Consider the following 13,493-nt stretch of genomic DNA (forward strand, 5'->3'; position numbering starts at 1 on the left):
ATTTTTGTTTTTTGGAAGGAAAAGAAGTAGTATAATAGTATATATAAACAAAGAATAGAGGGGAATTCTATGACATTGATATACAAGCAAATAATTGTCGCAGTAGATGGATCAAAAGAGTCGGAATTGGCTTTCAAAAAGGCGGTGGCAATTGCCGACCGAAACGATGCCACGTTGAATTTGGTCAACATCATCGATACACAATCGTATGCTTCTGTTGAGGCTTATGACCGTTCTATCGCTGAGAGTACACATAAATCTGCGGTGGAATTGCTAAACAAATACAAAGCGGAAGCTGTTCAAGCAGGCGTGCAAAACGTTAATGTGATAGTCGAAAATGGCTCACCCAAAAAAATGATTTCAAAAGATCTTCCGGAAAAACTGGGTGCAGATCTAATTATCTGTGGTGCGACGGGTCTAAATGCAGTTGAACGCTTCATGATTGGTAGTGTTTCTGAAAACATTGTACGTTCCGCAAAATGTGATGTACTCGTCATCCGTACCCCTGAACACTTGTAATGGGAAAGACATAAGGAGTCCGGCGTAAATGCATTTTTTAAAAAAGGGCTGTCACAGAAAGTTAGTATAAACTGACTTTCTGCGACAGTCCTTTTATTTTATTATTTGTGTAAAAATTAACTTAATTATATATTTATAAAGAGGAAGAGAGGGTTACTATGAAAATTAGACTTGCAGAAGCATCTGATGCAGCAATAATTCACGACTTGATGATTAAAGCGTTCATGGAATATAAAGACGAAATACCTCCATCAAGTGCTTTAGAGGAAACGGTCCAAACTATATCAACAGCGTTAGAAAATGGTGAACAGGCTTTCATTAGTTATATTGATGGTGAGCCGGCAGGGATGGTACGTTTTCGATTGGAAGATAAAGGTGTTTATTTTTATAGGTTGTCTGTTATTCCAGAAAAACAGGGGCAAGGTATTGCAAAAGGAATATTAAAGTCTTTAGATAATTATGCAAAACAAAGTGAAAAACTTACGATGCTATGTAAAGTTCGAATGACCGTGCCTAAAAATATTAAATTATATAGTTCGATTGGATACCGTATCTATGATGAGGAAGTTGTACATAAACCAAATGGTATAAATATAAAAGTTGTTTCTATGGAGAAGCAACTTATTTAAATTTTAATCTTCAGCTAACGAGTGCCTGACAAGTTCTGGTTTAAGCGCTTTTTAGCGTAAACAAAAGGAGATTTATAAAAATGATTTCAACTTTGCAACGAAGGATAGGAATACATTTTTACAATACTGTAGTTCATGTTCACTCCACTGAGGTTACTCTAGTTGCTTAAATTTTTTTCAATTGTGACCGCACAGGCTGGACAATCCATACCATAAACTCGTAATCACTAATGAGTTTTGTTATTATCAGCACAACTAATATGTGTGTCAATTTTATGTTTTTATATAAAGTAGCTGTGAACAATTCGTGTTTTTTTCTAAATAGAATGTCTTTTTGTGTCGCTATTCTGTACAATAAGTTTTGATTCAACGCTAGTATTGCCGTTATCGAGAGGAATCGAAGAAATGAAGAGGATAATTTGGGCAATTTTAATGTTCGCATTTTCAACCACAGTCTCTGCACATACTGGTTTAACGAGTTCTTCACCGGCTGAAGGGGAAGACATAACCGGAGATGTATATGAAATTGTATTGGATTTTAATTCGAAAATCGAATCGACTAGTACGTAGATAAATAATAGAGAAGAGGTATTTGATGAAACAGAATAAGAATTCAAATATGAAATTTGTAGTTGTATTAACGCTTGTGGTGGTAGTGATATTGGCCGCAGTCGCAGTACTAAGCAATAAACAAGAATCATTGCCAACAGAAATAAAGCAATTCGATGTCACTGGGCAGCCCACACTTGGGGAGAAAGATGCCCCTGTAACGGTTGTTGAATTCGGAGATTTTAAATGCCCTTCATGTAAAGCATGGGGTGAAATGATTTATCCGAAATTAGTAGATGATTATATCGAAACAGGTAAAGTTAAATTTTCATTCGTGAACGTTCTATTCCACGGTAAAGAATCGACTTTAGGGTCGATTGCCGCTGAATCTGTTTATGAGCGGAACCCCGATGCGTATTGGGCATTCCATCAAGCGCTGTTTGATGCACAACCTGTTGGAAATCATAATGCAGAATGGATAACACCTGAAAGAATTCTTGAAATTGCAAGTGGTTTCCCTGAGATTGATCAAACATTGTTGAAAACAGATATTGAACAGGAAGCGACTATGGAAAGCGTTAAAATCGATGAAGATTTAGTAAGTGAAGCCGGTGTCTCCATGACTCCGTCCATTGTGATAAATGGGAAAATGATAGAGGATCCCTTTGATTACGAAGCCATTAAGACGGCAATAGAAACAGAGATAAAGGATAAAGACTGATGGGGAATAAAAGTACGAAATCGACACCACAAGGATTTTTATTATATGGTGCTTGGGTTGTCTCACTTGTTGCAACGTTTGGAAGCTTGTACTTCAGTGAGATTAAAGGGTTTATTCCGTGTGAGCTATGTTGGTATCAGCGGATTTTCATGTACCCCCTTGCGCTAATACTAGGGATTGGAACTTTCCAGAATGACAGTTCCGTTAAAAAGTTCGTACTTCCATTAGCGCTTATTGGGGGAAGCATATCTCTCATGCATTATTTAGAGCAGAAGATACCAGGCTTTGGAGGCTTCAAGCCGTGTGTGAGTGGTGTGCCTTGTAGTGCCCAATATATTAATTGGTTTGGGTTTATTACAATACCATTTTTAGCATTAGTTGCTTTTGTGATTATTGCTTGCTGCATGTTTTTCATTAAATCAAAGAAACCAATTGAGTAAATAGCTGTATGAGTGAAGTCAAAGAAGCGACGTTGTCGTTCCTTTGACTTCTTTGCGTTAGAAAATACATGAAGAAGGGAGGAAGTTATGCGGTAGGAAACTATTTTTATAGGGTCGGGACAAGCTGGACTTTCGATGGCATATTATTCGAAACAGAACAAAAAACGTTTGTTAATACTGTATAAGGTAAAGGCTTTTTTGGCTGTATGGAAAAATAAAACTCAATCAATTATTTTTAAAAATACAAACAGGATTTCGTTCACACTTAGATTTTGAATTGGAGGCTATTTTAGGCTGTAATTTATATGTTAGATAAACAGAGATATTTCGATAGCCAAATCTTGTATAAATACCCAGTAATTAAACCCTATTTTATTTTAAACTAATCGAATAATAAATTTGTACAATAATAAAAGAGCTCTAATTCCGATGATACTAATTAGCTGTGAGTCACCTGTATATACTGCACTGAAATCAGAAAAACAGACATATACTATGTGGAAATATATAAATCTCCTATTTCTGCTAAGAAAACTTTAAATAGTCGATATAATTCAGATATAACATACAATTGTGTACTTATTTGTGCTATTCTAAAAAGTATTGAAAGTTGAGCTTGAAAAGTGGCGAATGGACTTTTATTGAATTTATCAATAATTTAAGGTTTTTTTGTTGTATTTCGAGTCAATTAGTAAGTGAAATGTACTATTATAATCTGGAGGTAGGAAGACATGAAGAAAAGAATCTTATTTACACTTATTACTGTCCTAATTTTAGCAATTGGACTAGCAGGATGTGGGGATGGCGAGTCGACAAAAACAACAGGTTCTGATGCTGAAAAAGGTAAGGATCAAGCACCTATTGAAATCGGAATGCTGAAATTGACAAGCTCAGCGCCTCTATTTATCGCACTTGAAAAAGGTTTCTTTGAGGATGAAGGAATCGATGTCAAAGCAAAATGGTTTGAGGCGGCACAACCGATTGCAGTTGCAACAGCCGGAGGAGATGTTGCTGTTGGGGCTACTGGAATTACAGCAAGCTTGTACAATATGGTTGCTAGCGGGGAAAAGTTAGTTATTGTTGCTGATAAAGGGCGAGAGCAGGAAGGTTATTCATCATCTGCAATATTAGTGCCAAGTGATTCGACTGTGAAAAGCGTCGAAGAGTTAAAAGGTAAAAAGATCGGGATTACACAAACCGGTTCTACATATCATTATATGGCTGGAAGACTATTGGAAGAATACGGGCTTACGACTAAAGATGTCGAACTAGTTCCGCTAAACAGTATTCCAGGTCTTATGGATACGCTAGAGAGTAAACAAGTGGATGCTGTTGTATTGAATGAACCAAATGTTTCTCTTGCCGTTGAAGAAGGCTATGGTAAGGTGATTGCCCAAGTAGGAGAAGAAATTGAGTATCAAACTTCTGGAATCTTCTTCTCACAATCTTTTGCTGATAATAAAGATGCCGCTACAAAGTTCCTTAAGGCATATGCAAAAGCGACACAATATTACTATGATGCTGTATTAACAAAAGAAAACGGTGAGATTGTACCGGGTGAAAATTTTGATGAAGTCATTTCTATCATCGCTGAATATACAGACCAAGAACCAGCTATCATTGAAAAAGGTCTCCCTTATATGGATCGGGATGGAAAACTACTTGAAACTGATATCCAAACACAAATTGATTGGTATGTGAAAGAGAAGTTAGTGGATACATCGATTGATGCATCCGACATTGTTAACATGGAATTGCTTGAAGAAGCTTTAGCTGAACAAGGGAAGTGAAATAGATGAAAATCGTCATTGAAGATGTCAGTAAGATGTTTGGTGATAAGAAAAAAGGTGAAGTATTGGCGTTAGACAATATAAACTTTTCTATTGAAGAGAAGGAGTTTGTTGTCTTAGTAGGCCCCAGTGGTTGTGGGAAGTCGACGCTTCTAAATATTGTCGGCGGCTTATTGTCACCTACGAGTGGTACGGTTTATTTTGAAGGTGTTATGGAAAAGAAGCCGAATTTAGCAATTGTTTTTCAGGAGATTGCTTTGCTGCCATGGCGTACCGTTTATGAAAATGTTATTTATGGGTTAGAAGAAAAAAAGGTAAGCAAACAAGAGCAAAAAGAAAAAGGCGATTTTTATATAGATATGGTCGGTTTAACAGGATTCAAAGATTCATATCCAAAACAATTGTCTGGTGGTATGAAACAGCGGGTCGGAATTGCTAGGGCACTTGCAGTTGAACCGGATTTACTGTTGATGGACGAGCCGTTTTCTGCTTTAGATGCCCAAACAAGAACGCTAATGCAAGAGGAGCTATTGACGATTTGGAATCGTACGAAATTGAGTACGCTTTATGTGACACACAACATTCAAGAGGCTGTTTATTTAGCGGATCGAGTTATTGTTTTATCTAGACATCCGGGACAGATTAAAGAAATTATTACGATTGATTTACCTAAAATGGGAAGAAATGAAGAACAACACAGAGCCAAATTTGAGCAATATGCAGATGATATTTGGCAGCTTATTCGTCAAGATGCTGAGGAAGCGCTAAAGGAGTGAAAATGAATGACTAAACATAGACAAATAATTACTAACCGCGTTGCTTTTCTTGATAAAAAAGTTCCACTTTATGCTTCTTTTTTAGGTTTAGTCGGTCTAATTGTGCTGTGGGAAATTATATGCAGCTTGAACATTGTCTCTCCTTTATTTCTACCCGCGCCTTCAGCGATTGTCGTTACAGGTTGGGAAATGCTTGTGAGTGGCGAAATTTATGAGAACCTGGTTCCAAGTCTATACCGAATTGTTGTTGGATATGTTATTGGATCCATTTTGGGTATTTTAATCGGCCTGATCCTTGGTTATTCCAAATGGGCAGATGCAATCGGAACACCGATTGTGTACTCAATTTATCCAATTCCGAAAATCGCTCTTTTGCCGCTATTCATCCTATGGTTGGGTATTGGCGAATTATCAAAAGTGACGATTATCGCATTGGGCGTCTTTTTTCCAGTTGTCATCAATACGTTCTCTGGTGTGAAGAATGTTGATCCTATCTTGATAAAAGCGGCAGTAACATTTGGATCGGGTCCATTTAACCTCATTCGTAAGGTTATTTTACCTGGCTCACTTCCGATGATTTTTGCAGGTCTGAAACTTGCTGCAGGGACGTCACTACTGTTGCTAGTCTCTGCAGAAATGATTGCAGCGCAAAATGGTATAGGGTCAATGGTATTACATTATGGTAATTTAATGATTACAACGAAGCTTATGGTAGGGGTACTGGTTTTATCCTTACTAGGATTGAGTTTTAATCGGTTTCTTCAGTGGTTGGAGTATAAGCTCATACCATGGAAGTGAAATAAGTTAGTGAAATTAGTAAATCAAAAGGATTAGTTCTTGTTGCTATCGACAAGAACTAATCCTTTTGTCATCCCAAAAATTAGGGTTCAAATCTTTGAAGTACGTAGCCTAATTATTTTTTCTTACGGAGCTGACCCCATTTGAAAAAATAGATTAAGATTATGACTCAATGTGGTTCGAACTGTTAAGAAGACTGGTGGGTCTAGAGGGTGTTTGATTTTGGTTATTTAGTGAATAGTACAAATTTAGTCAATTCCATGCGGTTTTTCTTTACTATTTCTATAATTAATCGAGTGCGTAAATTGTTCTTCGTTTTCGAAGAAATGAATTTCTAGGGAAGTAAAAAACACACTTGCACATATAAGCATATGGTTATACAATGATGATGAAGCGGAGGGATGATACATGACAACAGGAACAATTGATCTGCAGCGAGCATCGCAATTATTAAAGTTGCTCGGAGATCCAACTCGTTTGACGATGATGAAGTTACTTAAGTCACACGAATGCTGTGTGTGTGAATTCGTTGAGATTTTTAACATGAGTCAGCCGGCGATTAGCCAGCACTTACGTAAACTTAGAGATATTGAGTTAGTGAAAGAAGAACGTAGAGGTCAATGGATTTTCTTCTCGATTAATGAGAATCATAAAGATTACCCGTTTGTTCAAGGCATCCTTGAACATCTACCGGAACAGAATGAATCAATCGCTGAGCTGGAAGTTAAAGGGCTTCGGGTTTGTTGTCAATAAGGAGGAGAAAGAACGTTGGTTTCAGTTATAACGGCATCATTGATTTTCATAATCACACTTATTTTTGTTATTTGGCAGCCTAGAAATTTATCAATTGGATGGTCTGCTTGTATTGGTGCAGTAATCGCATTGTTAGTGGGCGTAGTTAATTTTCAGGACGTTATCGATGTAACTGGTATTGTATGGAATGCTACGCTTGCTTTTGTTGCAATCATAATTATCTCATTAATCTTAGACGAAATTGGTTTCTTCGAGTGGTCTGCCCTACATATGGCTAGATTGGCTAAAGGCAGTGGGATTCGGATGTTTGTGTATGTCAGCATTCTTGGAGCGATCGTTGCTGCTTTGTTCGCAAACGATGGGGCTGCCCTTATACTAACGCCAATTGTGCTTGCAATGGTACGAAATTTAAATTTCAGTGAAAAGATGATTTTTCCATTCATCATTGCCAGTGGTTTTATCGCAGATACGACTTCGTTACCATTGGTCGTAAGTAACTTAGTTAATATTGTTTCAGCAGACTTTTTCGGTATCGGATTTGTCGAATATGCCTCTAGAATGATTGTCCCAAATTTATTTGCATTAGTTGCGAGTATTTTAGTGTTGTTGTTATTCTTCCGTAAAAGTATTCCTAAAGACTATGATGTCTCAGATTTAAAAGAACCGAAGGATGCTATCAAAGATTTAAAGTTGTTTCGACTAGCTTGGGTGATCTTAAGCGTATTACTCGTAGGGTATTTCTCTAGTGGGTTTACAGGATTGCCTGTATCTATTATTGCTGGGATTACGGCGATATTCTTTATGGCCATGGCTCAAAGGAGTCCAGCTGTTCACACGAAGCAAGTCCTTAAAGGTGCACCTTGGTCCATCGTATTCTTCTCAGTTGGGATGTACGTTGTCGTTTACGGATTGCGTAATGTCGGTCTCACAGGCGTACTGGGTGACGTCATTCAATTGGCAGCCGATCAAGGACTCTTTGTAGCAACGATTTCGATGGGCTTTATTGCTGCGGTATTGTCATCAATTATGAATAATATGCCTACGGTCATGATTAACGCGTTGGCTATATCAGAAACGACTACTTCAGGTCCTATTCGCGAGGCTTTGATATATGCAAATATCATTGGGTCGGATCTAGGTCCCAAAATCACGCCAATCGGTTCTTTGGCCACTTTATTGTGGTTGCATGTATTGTCTCAAAAAGGCGTAAAAATCTCTTGGGGTACCTATTTTAAAATCGGTATTATCTTAACAGTTCCTACACTGCTGATTACACTAATCGGACTGTATTTATGGTTGTCATTCATACAATAGAACACAAAAGGGGATCTTCATTATGTCGAAAAAAACACTCTATTTCTTATGTACAGGTAACTCATGCCGTAGCCAAATGGCTGAAGGGTGGGGCAAAAAGGTTCTTGGTGAAGAATGGCAAGTTCTCAGTGCTGGGATTGAAGCTCATGGCGTTAATCCAAATGCTATAAAAGCTATGAATGAGGTTGGTATCGACATTTCTACTCAAACTTCAGATATTATTGATCCGCAAATCTTAAATAATGCAGATTTTGTCGTCACTCTTTGTGGGGATGCTGCTGACAAGTGTCCGATGACACCACCCCATGTAAAACGTGATCATTGGGGGTTTGATGACCCTGCAAAAGCAGAGGGAACAGATGAAGAAAAATGGGTATTCTTCCAGCGTGTACGTGATGAAATTGGTGCTAGGATTGAACGCTTCGCTAAAACTGGTGAATAAATAAAAAAAGCCGTGGATTCACATCCCGGCTTTCCTTATGATAAATATATAAGGATATGATTATACAATGATGAAGGAGCTGTTGATAATGACAAAGGTTGAAATTTTTGATCCTGCAATGTGTTGTTCAACGGGGGTCTGCGGACCAGGTGTAGATCCGGAATTAACGCGTGTCGCATCCGCTGTCTACTCACTTGAAAAACAGAAATTTGATATTACACGCTATAATCTCGGGAATGATCCGGGTGCATTTGTAGACAATACAGTAGTAAATAAGGTGCTTCTTGAAAAAGGACCAGATGCTCTTCCTCTGATACTTGTTAATCATGAAATTGTAAAAGTGGGTGCCTATCCGACAAACGAAGAGTTAGCAGAATGGCTTGATGTAAAGACAGCTGAACTTCAGGATAAACCACGTGTACGTGTTTCTGTCAAGTTTGACAAATAAGGGGGAATAACCATGTATCCATTATTCAATCCTAACAAAACCGTACTAACCCCATTTTTGTTTTTTACCGGAAAAGGCGGTGTCGGTAAAACATCTACAGCTTGTGCAACAGCAGTGACACTCGCCGACCAGGGGAAAAAAGTACTTTTAGTAAGTACCGATCCTGCTTCAAATTTACAGGATGTCCTCGATGTAGAATTGACGAATGAACCAATAGCTATTCCGAGTGTAACCAACTTATTTGCTTGCAATATAGACCCCGAAGCATCAGCGAAAACATACCGTGAAAAAGTTGTTGGTCCTTATCGGGGTAAGTTGCCAGATGCTGTTCTCGCAACAATGGAAGAACAGTTATCGGGTGCTTGCACAGTTGAAATTGCTGCATTTGATGAATTTTCTCATCTGTTGTCCGATGAGGATGTGTTAAATCAATATGATCACGTATTGTTTGATACTGCGCCGACCGGGCACACACTGCGTCTTTTACAATTACCAACTGCATGGACCGGGTTTCTAGAAGAAAGTACACACGGTGCTTCCTGCTTGGGTCCACTGTCAGGTCTTGGAGAGAAAAAAGAGTTGTATACGAAGGCTGTAGAATCACTTTCTAATCCAGAAAAAACGACTCTAATTTTGGTGTCGCGTCCGGATGTGTCTTCTTTAGTTGAAGCGAATCGGGCTTCCTCAGAGCTGAAAGAAATCGGCATTAAAAATCAGTTACTCATCATTAATGGGCTTCTTCAGACGCATCATCCCGAAGATGAGGCGTCAACCGCGTTTTATGCGCGACAGCGCCGTGCACTGAAGGAAACACCCGAAGCATTAAAACAGGTTGTGACGTTCTCCCTTCCATTCGTGTCGTATTCATTAACAGGAGTTGATAACCTCCGGCACTTATTTAGCTCTTATACTATTAACCTGTTTGAAGATGACAGTCTTAGCAAAGAAACGCTTCATCTTCCGGGCTTAAACAAAGTAATCGATGATTTTTCATCAAAAAACATACGTGTAATCTTCACAATGGGTAAAGGTGGGGTTGGCAAAACATCGATTGCATCAGCAATTGCGGTCGGTCTGTCTGAGAAAGGTCATCGCGTACACTTGACTACAACAGACCCAGCAGCCCATATTGCGTACACGTTTGAAGGTAGTATTTTGAAAGACAATCTGACGATTAGCAGCATTAATCCAGAAATTGAAGTAGAAAGATATAAGCAGGAAATGCTTTCGACAGCTGGAAAAGGACTGGATGAAGAAGGGCTTGCCTATTTGAAGGAAGACCTCGAATCGCCATGTACGGAAGAAATTGCTTTGTTTAGAGCATTTGCGGAAGTTGTGGAGAAGTCGGAAAATGAAATCGTTGTGATTGATACAGCACCGACCGGTCACACATTGTTGTTGCTCGATTCGACGGAAGCGTATCACAAAGAAATGAGCCGTTCGAATGGTGATGTACCTGAAAGTGTGAAGAAGCTTCTTCCGCGTTTGAGAAATCCAGAAGAAACTGGTGTAGTCATTGTGACTTTGGCCGAAGCTACACCGGTTTTAGAAGCCGCTCGATTACAGGAAGACCTTAAACGTGCCCAGATTGACCCGAAGTGGTGGATAATTAATCAAAGCTTGTACGCAACGGATACAACTGATTTTGTCTTAAGAGGGCGTGCACTTTCTGAAATAGAATGGATTAAAAAAGTGAAAGATGAATTAGCCTCGCAATGTGCAGTGATCCCGTGGTTGCATGAAGAGAAGATTGGCTACAACAAATTAAAAGAATTTATTCTGTAAAATTTTAGAGGTACAGCACAGTAGTAATCCTAAGTTCTCTGTGAGGAACATTGGAGTTCAACATTGAGCGAGGTGAAAGAAGGATGACGACAAAAAAATATCAGGAATTAATTGATGGTATTTTTATTGGCAGTGCAGATGATGCAGTGGTTATTATGAAGAATGAAAGAGTAGATGTAATCGTAGATTTACGTGCAGAATCCACGAATATTTCATCGGATAAAAATCAATTTCAAAGTCCGATTGTAGATGATGCCGATCAGCAGGATGGATCTGTTAAAGAAGCTATCAATTTGGTCGTCAACTCTTATAATTATGGAAAGAAAGTTTTCTTTCATTGCGGTGGAGGCAGTAACCGAACAGGTACTGTGGCTATCGGAACACTATTAGCCCTTGGCAAAGCGGACACAATTGCTGAAGCGGAGGAAAAAGCGAAAACAATTCGTCCTAAGATTAATGTGAAGTCAGCGATGAGAGACTCATTAAAAAGAATATTCCCCGATGCCTAGTCTGGATGTAAAAAGAAGGAGAGAAAATAATGAATATCACAAATGAAGCCAAAGAGTATATTCAATCACTTTTGAAAGAGCAGCAAGCTAAAGGACTTCGGGTCTACACTATTGAGGGTTGCTGTGGACCGCAAATCGGTTTATCCCTTGATATGCCAGAAGAGTCAGATGTGATTTCTGTTATTAATGATGTTCAAGTTTCAGTTGCCCGACAAGCTGAGGAATTTGTGAAAAGTTTGACGTTGGATTTTGAAACTGAAGGTGAGCAATCCGGACTGGTCATGGTTGGTGCGCCGAATAACTGTTGAATATAGAGCTCACTTGGTTTGCTCTGTATTCCTCTAGAGGAGACGTAAAAGATGAAAAAACAGGTAAATCTTAATGTAGGCAATGGCACTTGTTGTTCAATAAATACTGTTCCTATGCTTTTAGATCTTACAAAAAAAGAAACGAGTTCATTGCCTGTCGTCATTATTGGTGCAGGTCCAGTTGGATTAGCCGCAGCTGCACATTTGGCTAAGTCAGGTGAACAGTTTCTGGTTTTGGAATCTGGTACAAACGTTGGTAACCATATACTTCAGTGGGGACACGTTCGATTATTTTCGTCATGGCAATACAATGTTGACAAAGTCGCCCGTGAGCTACTTGAAAAACATGGATGGGACGCCCCTACCCCTGATGAGCTGCCAACAGGAAAGAAATTGGTGGAGGATTACTTAGAGAAATTGGCAAGTTTACCGGAAATCCAGCCGTACATTCATTTGAATACCAAAGTGTTAGCCGTTAGCAAAAAAGGGTTGGATAAGATGAAGTCAATTAAACGTGAAGATGTTCCGTTTGTTCTTTACTGTGATCAAAATGGTAGTACTGAACAAATTGAGGCAAAAGCTATTATCGATGCAACAGGAACATGGGGACAACCAAACCCTGTAAACGCGGATGGTGTATGGACGAAGGAAGAAATTTCATTACAAAACAATATTCATTATGGGATACCCGACATTAACGGTAAAGACCGAGAGAAATATACAGGTAAACGTGTAGCTGTAATTGGTGGTGGTCACTCCGCAATCAATACAATTCTAGAATTGACTAAACTCAATGAAAGCAATTCCAATGAAATCATTTGGATTCTCCGCAAAAGTAATGTTGAAGAGGCTTATGGGGGTGAAGAAAAAGATGCTCTCCAAGCAAGAGGGGAACTTGGATTGAAAATTCATCAATTGGTGAATTCCGGACGTGTCAAAGTTTATACGCCATATCAAGTTCAAAAAGTTTTGATGATAGATGATTCATTAAAAATTTTTGGTAAGTTTAAAGGTGAAAGTCTTTCTATTGATAGGATAGATGAGTTGATTGTAAACACTGGAAGTCGCCCTGATTTCACATTCTTAAATGAAATCAGATTACAAATTGACTCTGCTACTGAAAGCGCTGCAGTACTGGCTCCGTTAATTGATCCCAACATTCATAGTTGTGGAACCGTTCGTCCTCATGGGGAGAAAGAATTAAGACAACCAGAGAAGGACTTTTATATTGCTGGTATGAAGAGTTATGGAAGAGCACCGACGTTTTTAATGGCAACTGGATATGAACAAGTGCGATCAATCGTGGCTTATCTGACGGGCGACTATGAATCAGCAAAGAAAGTAGAGCTGGACTTACCTGAAACAGGTGTATGCAGTGTAAACCTTGCATCAACAAAACAAGAACAATCTTGCTGTAATGCAATACCTAGATCTTAGGGTATTTTAATGGAAAAATGGACAAAGATGCACTTAACAAAGAGTCTACTTCTGGTAACTCTTGTTAAGTGTTTATTTGTCATTGCGATACGAACATGTAATCTTACTTTAGTATCTCCTATTATTTACAGTTACCGAAACAGGGTTTAAATATCGCTGAATGCATTTTTTTAACATCTTCAAATTTTTTATAATTGGGACTTTTCACTCTTTTTAATCAGAATACCCACAATATTTAAAAAAATGGTGTATATTACTAGGAGAAGTATTGGTAG

Annotated in this window: 16 protein-coding genes; all 16 read left to right on the forward strand. The window is 38.6% G+C overall.

All coding sequences use genetic code 11. The annotated features are described in order from the left end of the window. Positions 1 to 69 precede the first annotated feature (69 nt). The 16 genes from AC1TO6_RS17445 (at position 70) to AC1TO6_RS17520 (ending at position 13,218) form a co-directional block, all read left to right on the forward strand. Positions 70 to 519: a universal stress protein gene (locus AC1TO6_RS17445; protein WP_482102897.1), complete on the forward strand. Its 450-nt coding sequence runs from the start codon at positions 70 to 72 to the stop codon at positions 517 to 519. 158 nt (positions 520 to 677) lie between these two features. Beyond that, positions 678 to 1,148 carry a GNAT family N-acetyltransferase gene (locus tag AC1TO6_RS17450; RefSeq protein WP_482102898.1) on the forward strand — a complete coding sequence of 157 codons (471 nt, stop codon included), beginning with the start codon at positions 678 to 680 and terminating at the stop codon, positions 1,146 to 1,148. 405 nt (positions 1,149 to 1,553) lie between these two features. After that, entirely contained in the window at positions 1,554 to 1,718 is a 165-nt protein-coding gene (locus AC1TO6_RS17455; RefSeq protein ID WP_482102899.1) for a hypothetical protein, read from the forward strand. A 25-nt stretch (positions 1,719 to 1,743) separates the two neighbouring features. Further along, positions 1,744 to 2,418: a DsbA family protein gene (locus tag AC1TO6_RS17460; protein WP_482102900.1), complete on the forward strand. Its 675-nt coding sequence runs from the start codon at positions 1,744 to 1,746 to the stop codon at positions 2,416 to 2,418. Continuing rightward, positions 2,418 to 2,858, forward strand: coding sequence for a disulfide oxidoreductase (locus tag AC1TO6_RS17465; protein WP_482102901.1), 441 nt, complete (start codon positions 2,418 to 2,420; stop codon positions 2,856 to 2,858). Before AC1TO6_RS17460 ends, AC1TO6_RS17465 begins: the two co-directional genes overlap by 1 nt. 731 nt (positions 2,859 to 3,589) lie before the next feature. Next, positions 3,590 to 4,648: an ABC transporter substrate-binding protein gene (locus tag AC1TO6_RS17470; protein WP_482102902.1), complete on the forward strand. Its 1,059-nt coding sequence runs from the start codon at positions 3,590 to 3,592 to the stop codon at positions 4,646 to 4,648. A gap of 5 nt (positions 4,649 to 4,653) precedes the next feature. After that, entirely contained in the window at positions 4,654 to 5,424 is a 771-nt protein-coding gene (locus tag AC1TO6_RS17475; RefSeq protein WP_482102903.1) for an ABC transporter ATP-binding protein, read from the forward strand. Between the two features lie 6 nt (positions 5,425 to 5,430). After that, positions 5,431 to 6,222, forward strand: a complete 792-nt coding sequence (locus AC1TO6_RS17480; RefSeq protein WP_482102904.1) for an ABC transporter permease — start codon at positions 5,431 to 5,433, stop codon at positions 6,220 to 6,222. A 408-nt stretch (positions 6,223 to 6,630) separates the two neighbouring features. Continuing rightward, a complete protein-coding gene (locus AC1TO6_RS17485) occupies positions 6,631 to 6,975 on the forward strand; it encodes an ArsR/SmtB family transcription factor (RefSeq protein WP_482102905.1) in 345 nt (114 codons plus the stop codon). 15 nt (positions 6,976 to 6,990) lie between these two features. Continuing rightward, the gene (locus tag AC1TO6_RS17490) at positions 6,991 to 8,289 is read left to right on the forward strand and encodes an arsenic transporter (RefSeq protein ID WP_482102906.1); all 1,299 of its coding nucleotides are present in this window, start codon (positions 6,991 to 6,993) and stop codon (positions 8,287 to 8,289) included. Between the two features lie 22 nt (positions 8,290 to 8,311). Next, complete coding sequence (gene arsC, locus AC1TO6_RS17495; RefSeq protein ID WP_482102907.1) at positions 8,312 to 8,731, forward strand: arsenate reductase (thioredoxin); 420 nt, start codon at positions 8,312 to 8,314, stop codon at positions 8,729 to 8,731. Positions 8,732 to 8,819: 88 nt separating this feature from the next. Then, on the forward strand, positions 8,820 to 9,179 hold the full coding sequence (arsD, locus tag AC1TO6_RS17500; protein WP_482102908.1) for an arsenite efflux transporter metallochaperone ArsD: 360 nt from the start codon (positions 8,820 to 8,822) through the stop codon (positions 9,177 to 9,179). A 12-nt stretch (positions 9,180 to 9,191) separates the two neighbouring features. Then, positions 9,192 to 10,964, forward strand: a complete 1,773-nt coding sequence (arsA, locus tag AC1TO6_RS17505; protein WP_482102909.1) for an arsenical pump-driving ATPase — start codon at positions 9,192 to 9,194, stop codon at positions 10,962 to 10,964. Between the two features lie 83 nt (positions 10,965 to 11,047). Beyond that, positions 11,048 to 11,473 (forward strand): protein-tyrosine phosphatase family protein, encoded by a 426-nt coding sequence (locus AC1TO6_RS17510; protein ID WP_482102910.1) that lies wholly within the window; start codon positions 11,048 to 11,050, stop codon positions 11,471 to 11,473. Positions 11,474 to 11,502: 29 nt separating this feature from the next. Beyond that, positions 11,503 to 11,781 carry an iron-sulfur cluster biosynthesis family protein gene (locus tag AC1TO6_RS17515; protein ID WP_482102911.1) on the forward strand — a complete coding sequence of 93 codons (279 nt, stop codon included), beginning with the start codon at positions 11,503 to 11,505 and terminating at the stop codon, positions 11,779 to 11,781. 51 nt (positions 11,782 to 11,832) lie between these two features. Beyond that, entirely contained in the window at positions 11,833 to 13,218 is a 1,386-nt protein-coding gene (locus AC1TO6_RS17520; RefSeq protein ID WP_482102912.1) for an NAD(P)-binding domain-containing protein, read from the forward strand. The last annotated feature ends 275 nt before the right edge of the window (positions 13,219 to 13,493 follow it).

This window comes from Sporosarcina sp. Y352, assembly GCF_056786535.1.

Excerpts from the sequence above, each read along its gene's own strand:
- AC1TO6_RS17445 (WP_482102897.1), top strand. The coding sequence starts at position 70 with ATGACATTGATATACAAGCAAATAATTGTCGCAGTAGATGGATCAAAA.
- AC1TO6_RS17450 (WP_482102898.1), top strand. The coding sequence starts at position 678 with ATGAAAATTAGACTTGCAGAAGCATCTGATGCAGCAATAATTCACGAC.
- AC1TO6_RS17455 (WP_482102899.1), top strand. The coding sequence starts at position 1,554 with ATGAAGAGGATAATTTGGGCAATTTTAATGTTCGCATTTTCAACCACA.
- AC1TO6_RS17460 (WP_482102900.1), top strand. The coding sequence starts at position 1,744 with ATGAAACAGAATAAGAATTCAAATATGAAATTTGTAGTTGTATTAACG.
- AC1TO6_RS17465 (WP_482102901.1), top strand. The coding sequence starts at position 2,418 with ATGGGGAATAAAAGTACGAAATCGACACCACAAGGATTTTTATTATAT.
- AC1TO6_RS17470 (WP_482102902.1), top strand. The coding sequence starts at position 3,590 with ATGAAGAAAAGAATCTTATTTACACTTATTACTGTCCTAATTTTAGCA.
- AC1TO6_RS17475 (WP_482102903.1), top strand. The coding sequence starts at position 4,654 with ATGAAAATCGTCATTGAAGATGTCAGTAAGATGTTTGGTGATAAGAAA.
- AC1TO6_RS17480 (WP_482102904.1), top strand. The coding sequence starts at position 5,431 with ATGACTAAACATAGACAAATAATTACTAACCGCGTTGCTTTTCTTGAT.
- AC1TO6_RS17485 (WP_482102905.1), top strand. The coding sequence starts at position 6,631 with ATGACAACAGGAACAATTGATCTGCAGCGAGCATCGCAATTATTAAAG.
- arsC (WP_482102907.1), top strand. The coding sequence starts at position 8,312 with ATGTCGAAAAAAACACTCTATTTCTTATGTACAGGTAACTCATGCCGT.
- arsD (WP_482102908.1), top strand. The coding sequence starts at position 8,820 with ATGACAAAGGTTGAAATTTTTGATCCTGCAATGTGTTGTTCAACGGGG.
- arsA (WP_482102909.1), top strand. The coding sequence starts at position 9,192 with ATGTATCCATTATTCAATCCTAACAAAACCGTACTAACCCCATTTTTG.
- AC1TO6_RS17510 (WP_482102910.1), top strand. The coding sequence starts at position 11,048 with ATGACGACAAAAAAATATCAGGAATTAATTGATGGTATTTTTATTGGC.
- AC1TO6_RS17515 (WP_482102911.1), top strand. The coding sequence starts at position 11,503 with ATGAATATCACAAATGAAGCCAAAGAGTATATTCAATCACTTTTGAAA.
- AC1TO6_RS17520 (WP_482102912.1), top strand. The coding sequence starts at position 11,833 with ATGAAAAAACAGGTAAATCTTAATGTAGGCAATGGCACTTGTTGTTCA.